The sequence below is a fragment of the Pseudoruminococcus sp. genome, assembly GCF_047012705.1.
Classification (GTDB): domain Bacteria; phylum Bacillota; class Clostridia; order Oscillospirales; family Acutalibacteraceae; genus Pseudoruminococcus.
In genome coordinates this window covers 44355-62277 of record NZ_JBKXNW010000012.1, presented here as the reverse complement: position 1 = coordinate 62277, position 17923 = coordinate 44355, and the positions used below count along the sequence as shown (strand labels likewise).

At 34.2% G+C, this 17923-nt stretch carries 10 protein-coding genes; all 10 read left to right on the top strand.

The window, feature by feature from the left end; genetic code table 11:
- Positions 1–218: 218 nt before the first annotated feature.
- Positions 219–674 carry a TnpV protein gene (locus ACLU24_RS11705; protein ID WP_412612833.1) on the top strand — a complete coding sequence of 152 codons (456 nt, stop codon included), beginning with the start codon at positions 219–221 and terminating at the stop codon, positions 672–674.
- Between the two features lie 134 nt (positions 675–808).
- On the top strand, positions 809–7855 hold the full coding sequence (locus ACLU24_RS11700; RefSeq protein ID WP_412612901.1) for a MuF-C-terminal domain-containing protein: 7047 nt from the start codon (positions 809–811) through the stop codon (positions 7853–7855).
- A gap of 63 nt (positions 7856–7918) precedes the next feature.
- Positions 7919–8344, top strand: a complete 426-nt coding sequence (locus ACLU24_RS11695) for a hypothetical protein (protein WP_412612832.1) — start codon at positions 7919–7921, stop codon at positions 8342–8344.
- Positions 8345–8418: 74 nt separating this feature from the next.
- Complete coding sequence (locus ACLU24_RS11690) at positions 8419–9696, top strand: hypothetical protein (RefSeq protein WP_412612830.1); 1278 nt, start codon at positions 8419–8421, stop codon at positions 9694–9696.
- Positions 9697–9703: 7 nt separating this feature from the next.
- On the top strand, positions 9704–10549 hold the full coding sequence (locus ACLU24_RS11685) for a leucine-rich repeat domain-containing protein (RefSeq protein WP_412228593.1): 846 nt from the start codon (positions 9704–9706) through the stop codon (positions 10547–10549).
- 57 nt (positions 10550–10606) lie between these two features.
- A complete protein-coding gene (locus ACLU24_RS11680) occupies positions 10607–12619 on the top strand; it encodes a VirD4-like conjugal transfer protein, CD1115 family (RefSeq protein ID WP_412612829.1) in 2013 nt (670 codons plus the stop codon).
- Positions 12619–13461, top strand: a complete 843-nt coding sequence (locus ACLU24_RS11675) for a hypothetical protein (RefSeq protein WP_412612828.1) — start codon at positions 12619–12621, stop codon at positions 13459–13461. Before ACLU24_RS11680 ends, ACLU24_RS11675 begins: the two co-directional genes overlap by 1 nt.
- A 136-nt stretch (positions 13462–13597) precedes the next feature.
- Entirely contained in the window at positions 13598–13963 is a 366-nt protein-coding gene (locus ACLU24_RS11670) for a hypothetical protein (protein WP_412612827.1), read from the top strand.
- 87 nt (positions 13964–14050) lie between these two features.
- Entirely contained in the window at positions 14051–16969 is a 2919-nt protein-coding gene (locus ACLU24_RS11665; protein ID WP_412612826.1) for a TrbL/VirB6 family protein, read from the top strand.
- A 62-nt stretch (positions 16970–17031) separates the two neighbouring features.
- On the top strand, positions 17032–17787 hold the full coding sequence (locus tag ACLU24_RS11660) for a leucine-rich repeat domain-containing protein (protein WP_412228598.1): 756 nt from the start codon (positions 17032–17034) through the stop codon (positions 17785–17787).
- Positions 17788–17923: the final 136 nt, after the last annotated feature.

The window sequence follows — 17923 nt, the reverse complement described above, 5'->3', positions numbered from 1 at the left end:
ATTCCGTCAGCTTGTTTGTGATAGTGTCAAATATATGGTATTGCAACGCTGTGGACTTGATACATCTTCATATATTGATAGCGATATATTTAGTAGCCTGAATGAATTTTCAAATCCTGATGTTATAGATATACTTGGCGAATCAATAAGCAATATATCAGAACAAGCTTTAAGAAAAGTTGAACAAACAGTTAAAACTATTGAGAGGAGAAATCAGAATGAGCGAAACAATGCCCAAAACAAAAATGATAGATGGAGTAGAACATCTTCTGTGCGAGTCGAACATGACATATTATCCAACGACAACAGTGGACAAGACAACTGGTCTAAGCTACACACTCGACCCGGAAACATTCATATACCTTCCAGCTCTGAGCGTAGAGGAGGATACGAGGGACGTGGGTCGCTGGGGGCGACTTCGCCACAAGTATCTCAGAGAAAACAAGAGAAGAATATTGACAAAGCTAATCGACACACACAAACTGACAGACCACTTGATAGAAGTCAACGAAGCAGCGGAGAAACAGATGGAACAGCTCGAAGCGGAAATGATGGAAGCAGAGGGAGTAACAGAAGAACTCAAAGCAACAGACCAGATGAAGTGGGTACAAATGATGAACTCAATCAGAGCAAGAGCAGAGGAAATAGTTCTGAACAATCTGATATACGCATAACACAAGAAAATACAGTAACGCAAACGGCAGAGGATAATTCCCCTGCCGTTTTTTCATTTGAACAGATAGGCTTTTTTGATTTTAAAGTATCAGAACAGCAAAGCGAAATTGACAACTTTGTCAATGCTGTATTGATGAAAGGCACTGGAACTGAGGACGGCAAATTCAGGGTAAATGACTTTTTCTTAGAAAATCATACAGAAAAAGAAAAAATTGATTTTCTTAAAGAGGAATTTGGTTGGTATGGTCGCTACACTTCAAACGAAAGTCTTGAATCTCAACCAAGCAAGGGTTTAGCATTTACTCGCACAGATAAAGAAAATCCTGAAAACAACTTAAACATTCATCTCTCTTGGCAAGAAGTAGCTGAACATTTAGATAGTATGATTTCAGCCGAAACATATATTACAGAAAAGGATATTGCCGAAAGACAAAGACACGCTTTATATGTCCTTAAAAACTATTCCGGTGATAATCCTAACGATGTTTATGCTATACAAAAGGCAAAAGAAATTCTTGACAGTTATAATATTGACTACAATGATATTATTTCACCTGAGTTGCCTGAAAAATCAATTATTGATAGTTCTGTAGATTACTCAAAAGATTTATTTTTCTTGAATGAGAACAGCGAAATAGTAACTCTTTTACAATATAATCCCGACTCAAACTCAGGAGGTCAATTCGTATCAACAAATGTGCGTTATAGTCAAATACAAGAAGCTGCACAAAAGTTTGAAAACTCGGCGGAAGATTTTTTTGATTATATTGTTTCTGTTGGTCAACAATATATATCAGATATTGGAACAGATTTGTATGAAGCTGATTTAAGAAAATATACAAGCAGCACTCATAATTTCGAAGGATTTACACCTGAAATAATGACGCAGCTTGTTAGTATTACGAAAACGAAAAATGATGAACTTTATAAATCTGATACACATCCAACAATTACTTGTGAATGGAGCGAAAGCCCTGCATTTGAAGACGGCAAAACTTATTCTGTTGCCGAATTTGACAGCATAATGAAGCAAGCCGATGATGATTGGATTAAACAAAGGCAGTATGAAATTGATACTTATGGTGATGATATTGATAAAATCTATGAAGCATATGAAAAAGGTGAAATAAGCGGTATACATCAAGGATATGCTAAAACAAAGTTCAATGTGAATATGCCTGATGGAACGGTTCATACATTCCGACAAGATATTGGTGACGGTGATGGTGGAGTTATTGATTTTCTAAAGCAATATTCAGAATATTCTGAAGTTGTTAGGATACTTGAAACGGATATATATCTTGAAAATTATAGTGATGAGCTATTGAAGCCTACGCTTGCTTTTGATGAAGAAGTTGCAATAACAGATGAATTTTTCAATTTTGAAAAAGCATGGCATAATGTTGATTCTGGTATACCAGAAATTGCTGAAAGATATAGAAATGGCGAAGATATAAGCATTGACCTTGCAAAATATTTTACAAACCATTATGTAAATTTAAATAATTTCAATGATTATGGAAAATTTGAAATTCATTCTGATGATAACAAAGTGACAATTCAAAATGGAGAAATTTCTAAAAATTACTCTTTAAATGAATTAGGTGAATATTACCTTAGCTATCTGAAAAATACCTTTATCAACATACAAACCAAACGAGTTTTGGAATATCCTGAAATAAAAGATGAAGTAGAAAAACTTATTACAAGTGTTAAAGTAGAACAAAAGTCAGAAAATAAAACAGCAAAATCTAATGAAAAAACATTTGCTGAACAAGTTGATGAAGTTTTATCTGGTAAAATGCCTTTCTATTCAGCTCTAAAGGTTTGTAATACACCTAAAATTCTTCTTGATATAGGTTGTAAACAATTACCTATGTTATATACTCAAAAGCATTTAAAAAATGCTATCAAGGAAAAAACAAATAAGGAACATACTCATGGATTATCTGTTGAACAAATAAAGCAACTACCTGAACTCATAGAAAATCCATTGATGATTATGGATTCACTATCTAATAAAAACAGTATAGTTATAGTAACCTCTGAAACTGATTTAGATAATCTTCCTATTATGGTATCTGTTAAACCAAATGGTAAAGGTAGGTACGAACTTGAAGAATTAGACTCTAATTTTATAACAAGTGTTTATGGAAGAAATAATTTTGAAAATTTTTTTGAAAGAACAGTAAAATCAAATAATCTGCTTTATTGTAATAAAAAAAGCCAAAGTCTTTTTGAAAGATGGGGAGAACAATACTCCGAATTAACAAAAAGCTTTGGCTTTGATACTATTATACATCAAAGTCGCAACATTGTCAACGAAAATATTGTTGAGGAAAAATATACCTCTACTCAATCTGAAGAAAAAGAAACAATCCAAATTAAGCCTGAAAACTATCATATTTCAGACTTATCGCTCGGACAGAGAAAACCTCTCGAAAAATATCAGGATAATATAACAGCCATTAAAACCTTAAAACAGCTTGAAGCTGAAAACAGAAACGCAACTCCAGAGGAACAGGAAATACTTTCAAAGTATACCGGCTGGGGCGGTATGGCAAAAGTCTTTGAGCTTGGTAATAGTCACTATGACGAAGTTAAAGGATTGCTTACAAATGATGAGTATGCAGCTGCAAGAAAATCGGCTATGAGTGCCTTTTATACCTCCCCTGTTATCATTAAAGAAATATATTCCAAACTTTCTGATATGGGATTTTTAAAAGGGAAATTGCTTGAACCGAGCTGTGGAGTAGGTAATTTTATTGGTATGATTCCTCAAGATATGCAGGCAAAAATTACTGGCATAGAACTTGACAGTCTGACTGGAAGAATTGCTAAAAAGCTATATCCAGAAGCTCAGATACAAATATGTGGTTTTGAAAACTCAAATTTGAAAAGTGAAAGCTTTGATGTTGCAGTTGGTAATGTTCCTTTCGGCGATATAAGAGTTTATGATAAAAAATACAATAAGGAAAATCTGCTTATACACGATTACTTCTTCTCTAAGTCACTTGATATGGTAAAGCCTGGCGGTGTAGTTGCATTTATTACATCAAAAGGCACACTTGATAAACGCAATGACACAGCTCGTCGGTTACTTGCTGAAAAAGCGGAATTTTTAGGGGCTGTAAGGCTGCCTAACAACGCTTTTAAGGCTAATGCAGGTACAGAGGTTACCTCAGATATTATCTTCTTACAGAAGCGTACAGAGCCAATTAAGATAACATCAGAAGATGAGCCGTCATGGCTTAAAACCGAAGAGGACGAAAGTGGAATTGAAATGAATTCCTACTTTGTTCAAAATCCACAGCAGATATGCGGGCATATGGAAATGGTAAGCGGTCAATTTGGTATGGAAAGCACTTGTGTGCCAAACAGAGATACAAAGCTTTCTGAGCAAATACGAAACGCTATGGAAAATATACAAGGCAATATCTCTACAAAAGATACTAAGCTTGACAATGTAGATTTCGTAGATGAACAGGTTGAAATACCTGATTCACTCAGAACCGGAAGCTATTTTCTTTCTTCTGATAAGGTTTATTTCTTTGAGTATGGAACTGCAACAGAAGTAAAATTACCAAAATCGAACAGAAAACAAAATCTTGAGAGAATGGCAGGACTTATTGCCATTCGTGATACAGTAAGACAACTGCTTGAAATGCAGCTTGATGATAAAGTAACGGACGATGAAATTAAAGATGTTCAGTCTGTTCTATCTTCGCTCTATGATGATTTTGCAAGCAAATACGGAAGAATAAATGATGATGTAAACAAGTCAATCTTTAAAAACGATTCATCGTTGCCATTGCTCCGTTCACTTGAAAAGTTTGATAAAGATAAATATGTCGGTAAAGCTGATATATTTACCAAAAGAACGGTTAATGCATATAAAAGAATTACATCAGTACCGACCGCTGTTGACGCTCTTGCAGTATCTCTCAGCGATACTGCAAAGGTTAATCTTGAGTATATGTCTAAGCTTACCGGTTTGGACAAAGAAAAACTTATTGAAGATTTGCAAGGTTCTATTTATCGTATTCCAAATACTGATAAATATGTAACCTCAGATGAATATCTTTCCGGAAATATTCTTAAAAAGCTTGAAGAAGCACAAAATGCTTTTGATAAAGGCGATAGTAGTCTTGCAATCAATATACAAGCACTTGAAAAAGCTATGCCGGAAAAAATACAAGCAAGTGATATTGATGTAAGACTTGGTACAACTTGGATAAATCCTGAGTATATTAAAGATTTTGTTTATGAGCTTTTAGACACCAGTTATTATCATAAAAATCCTCTTTTTAAAAAGGAATTTATTGATGTTCAGTATTCAGAGCTTTCCGGAAAATGGTATATTACAAACAAATCATCTGATAAAAACAATGTTCACGCTACATTCACATATGGTACAAGTGATAGAACCGCATATGAACTGATAGAAGATATACTCAATCTGAAAGCTACTCAGGTTAAAAGTGCTCAGGTTGTCGATGGCAAAGAAAAGCTTGTTGTTGATAACAAAAAGACTGCACAGGTCAGAGCAAAACAGGAAATTATACAACAAAAATTTCAAGAATGGATTTTCTCGGATAAAACAAGGCGTGACGATATTGTAGATACATACAATAGAATATTTAATGTTAATCGACCGAGAGAATATGACGGTAAATATCTGAATTTTGTCGGAATGAACCCTGAAATACAGCTCAGACCACACCAGCTTAACGCTGTTGCTCGTTGTTTATATGGCGGTAACACGCTCCTTGCACACGAAGTTGGAGCCGGTAAAACATTTGAAATGATTGCCGCAGCAATGGAAGGTAAGCGTTTAGGCTTACACACCAAAAGTCTTATGTGTGTTCCTAATCATCTCACAGAGCAGATGGGAGAGGATTTCCTGAAGCTTTATCCAAATGCAAATATTCTTGTCGCTAAAAAGAAAGATTTTGTAGGTGATGCTCGCAGAGCTTTAATGGCTAAGATTGCTACAGGCAACTATGATGCAGTTATAATCGGTCATAGTCAGCTCGCTAAAATTCCACTGTCAGCCGAAAATCAAGAGCGTTTCATACAAAATCAGATTGATGAACTTATAAACAATATAGCGGAAATGAAAGCTCATAATGGGCAAAACTTTCAGGTTAAACAAGCTGAACGAACTAAGGCTAATCTTGAAGCAAGGCTGAAAAAGCTGCTTGATACAAAAAAAGATGATACAGTAACCTTCGAGGAGCTTGGAGTAGATAAACTATTTTTGGACGAAGCTCATTATTTTAAGAATCTTTTTCTTTCGACAAAAATGACGAATGTTTCAGGTATTGCAACATCAGATAATGTAGGAAAGACAGCAGACTTATATATGAAAACACAATATCTTGATGAAATAACAAATGGCAAAGGCTTAGTATTTGCAACAGGAACGCCAGTTTCCAATACTATTTGTGAGATATATAATATGATGAAATATTTGCAATCTGATTTGCTCAAAGAAAAGAATTTGTGGCACTTTGATTCTTGGGCAAGCACATTTGGCGAAAGTGTAACACAAATGGAACTTGCACCGGAGGGCAACACTTATCGTGCTAAAACTCGTTTTGCAAAATTTCATAATCTTCCTGAACTTATGAATTTGTTTAAGGAATGTGCTGATATTCAAACAGCAGATACTCTTAATTTACCAAATATACCGGATTGTGAGATACATAACGTATCTTGTGAACCTACAGAAATACAAAAGCAGCTTGTCGAAGCCTTAGCAAAAAGAGCTGTAAAGATACATAATCATGAGGTTGACCCACACGAAGATAATATGCCTAAGATAACAACTGATGGAAGAAAGATAGGTCTTGACCAAAGGCTTATAAACCCTGATTTGCCTGATGAACCGGGTACAAAGGTTAATGCTTGTGTTGACAATGTTTTTAGAATCTGGAATGAAACTAAGGAAGAAAAATCAACACAGCTTATCTTTTGCGATTATTCAACCCCGAAAAAGGACGGTTCATTTAATATTTATGACGATATTAAAAAGAAACTGCTTGCAAAAGGTGTGCCTCCTGATGAAATCGCTTTCATACACGATGCAACAACAGAAGCTGCAAAAGAAGAACTTTTTTCAAAGGTAAGAAGTGGTGAGGTTCGTGTACTTATAGGCTCAACTTCCAAAATGGGTGCTGGAACTAATGTACAGACAAAGCTTGTCGCAAGTCACGACTTAGACGCACCGTTCCGCCCAGCAGATATGGAACAAAGACGAGGTCGAATGGTTCGTCAAGGTAACGAAAACAAACAAGTACATCTTTACCGCTATTGTACAAAGGATACCTTTGACGCGTATTTATTTCAAATGCTTGAGCGTAAACAGAAATTTATAAGTCAGATAATGACCTCTAAATCTCCTCAACGCCGATGTGATGATGTTGATGAAGCGACCTTGTCATATGCCGAAGTAAAAGCTCTGTGTGTTGGTGACCCACGCATAAAAGAAAAAATGGAACTTGATAACGAGGTTGCAAAGTTAATACTTGAACGAAGTAGCTACCAGCAAGAGCAATATAGGCTGGAAGATATGGCTGCAAGTCTAACTAAGAAAATCTCAATTTTAGAGGATGTTATACCTAAGAATCAGAACGATTTTCTTTACTATCAAAAAAATCATTCTACTTCTGATGGAGATAAAAAGAAATTCGAGGGTATAACGATAAACGGTCAGCAATATAGCAAAAAAGATGAAGCTGCGGAAGCACTTAAACAAGCTTATATTAAAGCTTGCAGTGATGGAAATAATAAATACACTCCGATAGGTGAATATAAAGGTTTTGAAGTGGCAGTAATGTTTGATTGTTTTTCAAGAGAATACAAGGCATCTCTTACAAGAGAAGGTACTTATTATTTAGACTTGGGAACGGATAACTTCACAAGAATGGATAATGTTCTTGAAAAATTGGAGAATACCTGTAAGGAAAGAATAGGAAGACTTTCTGAACATAAGAAATCTTTAAAAGAAACTAATGAACAGATTGGTAAGCCTTTTTATAAAGAAAATGAATATCAATCTAAAACTGCAAAGCTCGCTAAGCTTAACGCAGAACTTGATGTTGATGGTAGAAAGGATAATATAGCTGATATTGAGGATACAAAAGAAGTAAGTCAGAATATTGTGCAAAAACGATAAGTGGGACTTGAAGTCCCACTTATCTAAAAATTTTATTACTCCAAAACAGAAAGGAATTTTATTATGTATATTCATACATCAAGCGTTTCACAAAATGGATTTGTGTTAGGTAATTCAGGAAATGGTCAAGGATTTCATCCATGGGACAATGATTATTGGAGTTGGGGAGTTAGAGATAAATCAGGCATTCTTTTGGAATCATATGTCAACAATACACAATTAGATATAAAAAGAGCTGAACTGTTTAAACGAATGATAATTGACTGCAAAGAAGATTTCAATCCGTCTATACATATTCTTACAGTTAAGAAATGGTCGGATGAGTTTGCTCTATATTTTCTCGGATATAGTGGATTAGGAGAAAATATATTTAATTGTTATTTTCTTAAAACAGTAGATGAATTACTTGCAGAAAGTAAGGAGGTAAGCGATTTAGAGTGCAATCGCATAATTGAACATTTCAGAACTGTTTATAAAATAAGACAATAGTATACTATCATTTATAAGATTTTACAGTAAGTGGGACTTAAAGTCCCACTTTTAAATTTAAGGAGGTAAATTTTATGACTGAAACACTCGAAAATATAGAACAAGCAGAAAACACCAAGGTAGAATTTACTGAAAATAATCAGGCGCAAACGGAATCAGTATCTATTGCTGATAAAAATGAATTTCTTCAGAATTTCATAAAAGATACGGACACTCAAAGCGTTGAAGAAGCTAAAATCAAGGATAAAATCAGTATGCTTGAAGCTAAAATAGCAGATATTAAAGCTACAAAATCAAGTCAGAATGATACAATCAAGGCTTGTAAAACGGTTATAGATAGCAATATATATCCAAAGCTCAACCCTATCATTTCTTCTTTTTCTGCCCATCTTGAAAAGCTTGATAAGAAAAAGGACAAGAAAATCGTAAAAAAAGAAAAACAGCTCAAAAAAGCTCAAAGAAATCTCGTAAAGCTACAGCGTAAGCAAAAAAGAAGCAAACTTCTTAAAAGCTTCATTTCTGCTATGGTTCATAACTCGTCAAATAAGCAGGAAACATATATCAACGCTATGCAAGCTCTGAAAGAAGATAGCTTAGGTCGTGCAGATAGACAACTTGATAAAGCTAATTCTAAGCTTAACAAATTAAATGCTAAACTGAACAGTAGTACTCTTGGCGAGGTAGATAAACTGAAAATTAAATCTCAAATTAAAAAAGTTGAGAGTAAAAGAGATACGCTCATATCAAGAATAAATAATCTTAATGAGCTTGAACAGGAGCTTAATAAACTTGCTAAGATAGAGCTTGTTGATAATAAGATAGATGAACTTAGAAATACCGCCGTAGAAACAGCAGAAAAAGCGGCTATGAATGGCAGCAGTGTATCTGAAACTATTGATAATGTAGCTGAAACTTCAAGCGAAGTTATCAAAGGAGTTTTAGAACCTGACAAAGTTAAGGAAGCAGAAAATGATATGAGTGAAGAACAAAACAAGCAAACTGAAAATCAACAGGAAGAAACTAAACAAGCAGAAGTCGAAGCTCAAATTTCGGAAAAAGAACAAAAAGGCGAAGATAAGCCACAAACTAATATTGTTGACCAAGAGCAAAAAATTGAGGATAAACCTCAAGAGAAAAAAACTCAAACAAATGGCAACAATTATTTGAAGAAAACTGGCTTAACACAAAAACAGTTGTTAGCAATTTTGAACACTGGTATAGCAGTCAAAGTGGCTGAAACCATACCGGACAAAGAATATACAGTAGCTTTTACTAAAGAAAATAAAGAAAAAATAAACCAAGTGCTTGAAGCTGTAAATACTCAAATTCAAGGTAAACATATAATGAGGTGATGATTGTATGGATAATTTAATTATTAAGGACAATATCGTTATAGGTTGCTCAGAACCTGACATTTTAAGTGTTAAAATTCCAGAGGGCGTTATCGCAATAGGCGATAACGCTTTTTTAGATTTCCGTAGGTTATCTGAGATACAATTACCAAGCACACTCAAAAAAATCGGTGACAAGGCATTTAAAGGCTGTGAAGCTTTGAATGTTATAAACATTGAAAATGTAAGAGTGATTGGTACTGGAGCTTTTGCAGGCTGTAAATCATTATCTAAAATACAGTTTGGAGATAATATAGGCTATCTTTGCAATGCAACATTTTGTGGCTGTACATCTATTGATGAAATAGATGTGCCTAAAAATATTTCATACATCGGTTGTGAATGCTTTAAAGATTGCACTGGTCTTACTGAGATAAAGCTTGCAGGTGTTATGGAAATTGATAACAATGCCTTTGAGCATTGTACAGAGCTATATAGTATATCTTTTCCATACTCACTACTACATATTGCACCAAATGCTTTTTCTTTTTGTACAAAACTTCAAACAGTTATGGTACAAAACAGATTTGTTGATATTGATGAAACAGCATTTGAATACAGTGTAAATGTTATTGTCAAAGCTGCACAATTTTCAACAGCATATCATTTTGCCATTGAAAACCGTTTTAAATTTATACCAACAATCGTTTCTGCCGATTATCGTATAGTAACAAATGAAGATGTAGCGACCTTAAGTAAAGCAGGCATACTTTTCAGAATGAAAGTTATTGATAGTAGCACTATCATAATTTCTTTTGATAAGTCTGCAAAGAATAAAATTGAAAAATTAATAGGTCCTGAAGAATATAAATGATTAATTTGGAGGTAAAAGAATATTGCGACTAAATAATTAGCGAAAGGAGAGAAGTTTGTGGAAAGTAAAAATAAACTTCGTGCGGAAAAAAGCAAAGCACCTATGATATACACTGGAGTGGTCCTTGGACTGCTATTTTTTCTTTTTATGATTTATGGAACATACAACTATATGCAATATACAGCCCGAATGCACTTAGACGAACTAAGTATGCAACAGTTTATAGATTCTCTGAATGACCTTTTTAAATCATTTTATCTTCCATTTTCGTGGAATTTATTATGGACAATACTTGAATGGCAAGTAACAAAGCTATGGTGGGTATATCTTTGTGTATTATTAGTTGTATTTATTATGGCTACATCAAATAACAGAGATGATTTCAAAGGTATGGAACATGGCTCAACAAGATGGGCAGATAAGTATGAAAAAAAGCGATTTACAGATAATACAGGTATTCCTTGTGGTGATAACTTCTACATAACCGTTTTTAATGTCAAAGGTGCGTTTTATTCAAGTCATAATCTGAATGAGATAGTCATTGGTGGTTCTGGTGCTGGTAAATCATTCCGTAAAATCAAGCCTGACATTATGCAAATGACAGGCTCATATGTTGTCACTGACCCATCGGGAGAGTTATACAGAGATTGTGCAAAACTATTAAAAGCAAATGGTTATAAAGTGCGTGTTTTTAATCTTAATGACATTACCCTGTCAAACACATATAATCCGTTTAACTATATGGTTACTGATACAGACGCTATAAATGTTGCGGATTTATTTATTAAAAACACTGCTGGAGAGGGGGAAAAAGATGATTTCTGGTCCGCATCAGCAAAAGAAATGCTGTTTATGATTATGCTGTATCTCTTTAAAGCTCCTGATGAAACAAAGTCATTTAGCAGAATTGTAAAATTGCTTACATCACTTCAATTCAAAAATGGAGCAATAGACGAAAACTGTGAAATTGCTAAGTGTATAAAAAGACATCAGCAAAGGGAAGGTACTATTGATGATGCAGTATCAATCTACTGGAATTCAATTAAGGGTACACCGGAAGAAACATTAGGAAGTATAACAAAAACACTTTCAACAAGGCTCAGTTTGTGGGCTATAAAAGAAGTTGATATGTTGACTGCCACTGATGAAATGGATTTCGATGATATTGGTGTACATAAGACTGCAATATTCTTGATTATTCCAGCAGCTCGTCAAACTTACAAAGCTTTAGCTAATATCTTCTATACACAGCTTTTTGAGCGTTTGATGTACATTGCAAGTCTTAAATATAACAATCGCCTTCCGTTGCTTGTTTCTTGTGAACTTGATGAATTTGCAAACATAGGCAGAATACCAAATTTCGCTGAAACATTAGCAGTTATTCGTAAATATAACATCAGACTTTGTATAGTTCTACAAGGCTTATCACAACTCAAAGCAATTTATGAAAAAACTTGGGAAAGTATTATCGGTAACTGCTCAATATTTACTTTTCTTGGCACAAATGACCAAGATAGTAGAGAATATGTATCAAAAAAGCTTGGTAAAACAACTGTAAGAGTGGATACACGAAGCTATAACCGAGGTAATCAAGGCGGAGGTTCTGATAGCGAAAGCTATATAGCTCGTGAACTCTTAGCTCCTGATGAAATACCCAAAGCATTAAAAAGAGGGAAAAGTGGTAAATGTATTATCTTTGTTGATGAATTTTATCCTTTCTTTATTGATAAATTTGATACATTACAGCACCCGAAAATATCAGAGGTTGGCAGTGATAGAGGAGAAGCTCAAAAGAATAACTCTGACATTACTGTTGATTTTGCAGGCATTAAAAGCAACAGGGAAAAAGAATATGAAGAACGACAGAAAAAGGCTCACATAATATCAAATGCTATTATGTCAGGAGATTACGATGAAAACACTACATACGAAGAAAATCAAGAGATGTTTACTAAAGAAAAGCTAAGACAAATTTTTGATAGTAATGATAGTGAACTTGTGACATTTAATGGTGATACTATTACAGCCGATAGCCTGATAAATACTGATGAAATAGAGGAGGATGAGTAATGAGTTTATACGATGAACTGGGTGAAGAAGTACGAAACAAAACTCGAAATCTCATGCAAAATATTCAACAGATAAGACAGCTAATAGATACTTTTATAAAAAATAGCAAAGCTGAAAATCAAACCACACAAAAATTCGTAAGTGATGTTGTTAATGACAACCCACTTACGAATTTTACATTTACGGGAAAAGATACGGATTTATCGTATTTCTTGCAATCTGAAAAAATGCCTTTATCTGCTGTAAGCAATATTGCAGATGAAAATATAAAATCCGCTGTTTTAAACACCTTTGATAAAGCTGCTGAAAACGGTTTGATAGAACTTGATGGCCGTGATATTAAAATCACTGAAAAGGGAAAAGAAAAAATCAATAATCCCAATTTTATAAAATCAGCACAAAAAGAACAATCCGAAGCTTACAATCAAAAAATAAACTCTACCTTAAGTAAAGCTTGTAAGCCTGATGAAGCACAAATGTGTGCTGAACTTACTGGAGATTACATAAATGATTTTACATTTTTTAATCATTCAGATAATCTCGACCTTTCTACTGTTATAAGTCACCCAGATAGAGAGCTTTCAAGCAAGATTTTATCAAATGTAAAACAATGGCAAATTAATGGTGCTGTAACTGTTAAAAATGGTGTTGCAACAGTTACAGATATGGGCAAGCAAATGTTAAAAATGCCTGAATTTCAGTCCATAGCTAATAATCCAGTGACAGAAAAAGCTTTATCTGCCACTGGAGCTGGCAAAGTGATTGTAGCAACTAAAAAAGTTGTACAAGCTATGCAATCAGTGCAACAAGTAACAAATACAATAAGCAAAGGTTCACGCTAATAAGCTCCGAGAATTTAACTTCTCGGAGCTTTTTATATAGATATTTTTCTTTCAAGGAGGTGTTGCTAATCAAAACATAAACTGTCCGAAATAGAAACTATTACATAAAATATCAAATTTAAGGAGATTACAAACTATGAATATTAAAAAGGTAACAAAAAACAAGAAAATCGTTAATGGAGTCAAAAAGTTCCAGAAAGCAGTAGCAGTAAGCTGCACAGCAATAACATTTATGCTTAGTTCCGCACTTACTACATTTGCTGCAAACGCAGAAAACTCCGCTCCTACAGGCATAAAGACAAACACAATGAACAATATAGTTGGCATTTTGATGTGGGTTGTACGTGGTATACTTATCTTTTTTGCTGTTGTAGGTGGTCTGTTAAAAGCTGCTCATGGAGCTCAGGCAGAGGATAATCGTGAGCGTAATTCAGGCTTTATTACACTCGGAATTATTGCTGTATGCTTTGCAGGAACTTTCGCCCTTGAAAAATTGTTATAAAACTAAGTAATTATAGAGCAACCGACACCGTTGAGAAGGGGCAGCGGTGTCGCTTTCTCTATTATTAACTAAAGGAAGGAGATATGTATGTCACCTTTATCAACCTCGTCAAAATATCGACAGACAACTAACAAAAAGCTTATCCGGCTTATCGCTATTGTTCTGATGATTATGACTGTGCTATCATCTATGGGTGCTTTGCAAAGTAATGCAGCAGCAAATTTTAATATAGGTAATTCTACTTTATCTACAACAGATGTTGCCGCAGATGGTAAGATTGTAATGAATATTAAGGTTAATGGTACAGGTACAGTTAATCAATATGCTTACTGGTATCGTAAAGAAAGCGAATCTGCATGGTATGCTCTTACTTCATCTAACTGGGTATCATCAAATAACTTTATTATGTATCCGAGCAGATATTCAAGGATTATGTCTGATACTAATTCCCGATGGATTATTCGATTAGCTGCCAAAGATACAACTGGAGCTGAATCTTCAAAAACATTCTATGTAACAGTTGGTCAGCCTAAAATTACTATTGATACTTTTACTGCTCCTGATTTAACTTTAGGACAAAGCATAAATCTTAAAACTACTTTGTCAGATACAGTAAGTGGATTTTCATATCGGTATAAGTATACATATGTTGATAAATCAGGTACAGAACGCTTAATTACAGATTTTCAGAATAATGCAAATTATACTTGGTCTACTGCTAATAATGGTACTTTGCCTGAGAATGCTAATTGTACACTAAAGGTTTATGTCAAAGAAAATAACGGCTATGCTAAACAAGCTACAAAAACTACGACTATTAAGGTCACTAAGCCTACTTATCCTGATGTCAATATATCATCGTTTAGTGCTTCAAAAAGTGGTTATGTTGGTGATTCGGTTACTCTCAAGGCTTCTGTTTCAAGCGGAACAGCACCTTATGAATATCAATACAGCTATGATGATAATAAGGGTACAAAGCATATCATCACAGCTTATACAGCCAATAAAACCTCAACAACTTGGGATACTTCTTCCCTATCTGCCGGTGATTATACAATAAGGGTTGAGGTCAGGGATAAAAACAAAAAAACTGCGACAAAAACAAGCACAATAAGCCTGAAAACAAGAAATGTCAAAGGCTCAATATCAACTATGGAAACAAGCTACACGCAGAATGACGAATGGTATCCAAATGTAAGATTTCAGGTTAATATAAGTGATGAAACCACCGCCCCCTCACCGTATAAGTACAAAGTTCAATATAAAAAAAGCAGTGATAAAAATTATACCAATTTAAGTGATTTCAAAACTTATAGTGGTAGTACCCAGATTGAGCTTCTCCCTACCTCAAAAGATATTGGCACATATAATTATCGCCTTATTGTTCGTGATAAAAACAACAAGGAATATACGATAAATGCTACATCAACCTTTGAGATTAAATATAACGCACTAAAATTTAATTTTAATGCGTCTACAAAAGAATTTCTTACAGGTGGTGGCGACCAGAAGTCAACATTTACGGTTTCTGATGTTACTGGTGGAAATGGCAAGGATATACAATATAAGTTTGAATATACAAAATATGCTGATTTAACAACAGCTTCTCCAAAACTCGATAACAATAATGCGACTTGGACAACTCTCAAGGACTGGTCAGAAGAAAGTACATCAGAACTTATTGTTGATAAGCAAGAGGACGCAGGCTATTATGCTGTGAGAGTATCTGTTCAAAATAAGGATAATACAGATAGCTCTAAAATATCGACTAAAACCATTGATAAAATAAAAGTAAAAAAGCCTGTCGAAGTTGCTCTTACTGATATAAATGACCTTATCACAAAAATAGATACTTGGATGAGTAACAGTCTTACTGATACACAGTTAAACACTATAAAAGAATGGGAAAATTTAACGGACAAATCTACTACCCCCCCAACATCGCTTTTGGATACTTATAATTATCATTTCAGTGAATTTCAAGCTGCATATGACACAGCCAAAGACGCTTCTAATCATGATAAGAGTGAATATTCTAAAATTTATAAAAATCTCGATGATGAATTCACTAAGCTGAAAACATTCTTTAAAAGTAATGAGTTCAGAAGTTATTCTCCAGATGGTGGTGAAAACACAGACTGGTCATCACCTATGGCAATCTGCAATTTCATATTTGATACATTTGTAAACTATCTTGTAATGGTAATAGATTGTTTCAGTATGTTAGCAGGTAATGGTAAAACCTCTGTTACTTTCTTTTCCGGATTTGATTATAACCAAATTGCTCAAGTAATATATCCTGTATTTCAAGCTATTGCCTATGCCTTAATAGTTATACTTGTTGGAGTTAATGCTATAGAATCAGCCTTTCAATACGAAATGTTCACACTCAGAGGTGGATTCAAAATTGCTGTTAGACTAATATTTGCAAAGGTTTTTGTAGATTTATCTCTTACAATATGTCAATCTATTATATCTATTGGTGTGGGCTGGACAAATCAAATTTTGGAATTAACAAAGGGAATATTGAATAATTTACAATTAACTCTTACGGGTCCAGATGCTTCTGGATTATGGATAGTTGGTTGGATTGTTGATTTCTTTACGGGTCTGCTCTTTGTTATAATTATCGGTCCAGTTGCGATTGCTTTAGCGATTGCAGCTTTTTGCTTAATGTGCAAATTATTTATTCGTTGTTTTGAGATTGCAATGCTCCAATGTGTATCCCCTGCTTTCTTTGCTTGCATTTGTGGAGAAGCAACTAAAGAATATTTCAAGAGGTTCATGATTTCATACTTATCTGTTGTACTTGATGTTGTGTTTACAGCTGTTGTTTTCTATATTTACGCACAATATTTAAATGGTTTCATTAAGGATATAAGTATAACAAAACCAGATGATATATTAAACACTCAAATGGGATTTTTCTCTTTTATATTTGTTTCAATCGGTGCATTTATACTTATGATAAAAACTCCAAGAGTTCTCAAAAATTTAGTGGCATAGTATTGAAATAAAAATCACTTTATGATATTATAATAATCATAGTATTTGAAAGGATTGATTATATGAAAAACAAAGTGAAAATAACTACTTTAATATTAGCTTTGATGGTATCTATGGTAAGTATAGTTGGTTGTTCTAATAACAATTCAACAAGCACAGAAGCAAGCGTATCAAGCAGTTCTTCCATAGAACCATCTGTAGAAAGTTCTATAATAGAAGAATCCTCTATCCTTGAATCATCTGCTGAAATATCATCTGAAACAACAAGTACGGCAGAAAGCAGTATAAGTAGTAGTTCTGCTGTTGACCCTGTTGTTGAGGAACGCTCATATAGTGATAAAGAAAAAACTGAATTTCAAGATACAAAAATTCCTAATTATAAGTATTATCCTGCAAGTGGTGAATATTATTATTTAGGAAATGAAAGTGTTGTAACTATACAACCTATTTTTTCAATTTGTCCTAATGTAAACGGTAGCACAATTAAAGAAATCATTGTTCCTGAAACAGTAACTAAAATACCAAAGGGAGCTTTTACAGGCTGTACAAACCTTGAAAAACTTGTAATCTTAAATCCTGACTGTGAGATTGAAGACGGCAGAATCCTTCCGAAAGCAGACCCTAATGCCAAGTATAATTCATATAACAATAAACTTATTAATATTTACTGTTATTTTAGGTCTGATAAAACTATTCCTAAACAACGCTTAGTTGGTATACAGGGTTGCAGTAAGGTATTCAATGCTCTTGGCGGCAGCTATACAGGCAAGGACTTTGATAAGTGCATGCACGACTTAGCAGAGGAATCATACGAATAAAGCCAAAAATAAAAGCACAGCTCAAGCTGTGCTTTTATTATGCCCGTCAGAAGATTGACGGAATATGTAGATTTTGGTATAATGTACTCGCACACGAAAGTGTGTACATAGTGCATACCACATAACGGTAGGCGGT

What these genes read in the sequence shown, in the direction of transcription:
- ACLU24_RS11705 (WP_412612833.1), top strand. Translation starts at nt 219, where the DNA reads ATGAGCGAAACAATGCCCAAAACAAAAATGATAGATGGAGTAGAACAT.
- ACLU24_RS11700 (WP_412612901.1), top strand. Translation starts at nt 809, where the DNA reads ATGAAAGGCACTGGAACTGAGGACGGCAAATTCAGGGTAAATGACTTT.
- ACLU24_RS11690 (WP_412612830.1), top strand. Translation starts at nt 8,419, where the DNA reads ATGACTGAAACACTCGAAAATATAGAACAAGCAGAAAACACCAAGGTA.
- ACLU24_RS11670 (WP_412612827.1), top strand. Translation starts at nt 13,598, where the DNA reads ATGAATATTAAAAAGGTAACAAAAAACAAGAAAATCGTTAATGGAGTC.
- ACLU24_RS11665 (WP_412612826.1), top strand. Translation starts at nt 14,051, where the DNA reads ATGTCACCTTTATCAACCTCGTCAAAATATCGACAGACAACTAACAAA.
- ACLU24_RS11685 (WP_412228593.1), top strand. Translation starts at nt 9,704, where the DNA reads ATGGATAATTTAATTATTAAGGACAATATCGTTATAGGTTGCTCAGAA.
- ACLU24_RS11660 (WP_412228598.1), top strand. Translation starts at nt 17,032, where the DNA reads ATGAAAAACAAAGTGAAAATAACTACTTTAATATTAGCTTTGATGGTA.
- ACLU24_RS11675 (WP_412612828.1), top strand. Translation starts at nt 12,619, where the DNA reads ATGAGTTTATACGATGAACTGGGTGAAGAAGTACGAAACAAAACTCGA.
- ACLU24_RS11695 (WP_412612832.1), top strand. Translation starts at nt 7,919, where the DNA reads ATGTATATTCATACATCAAGCGTTTCACAAAATGGATTTGTGTTAGGT.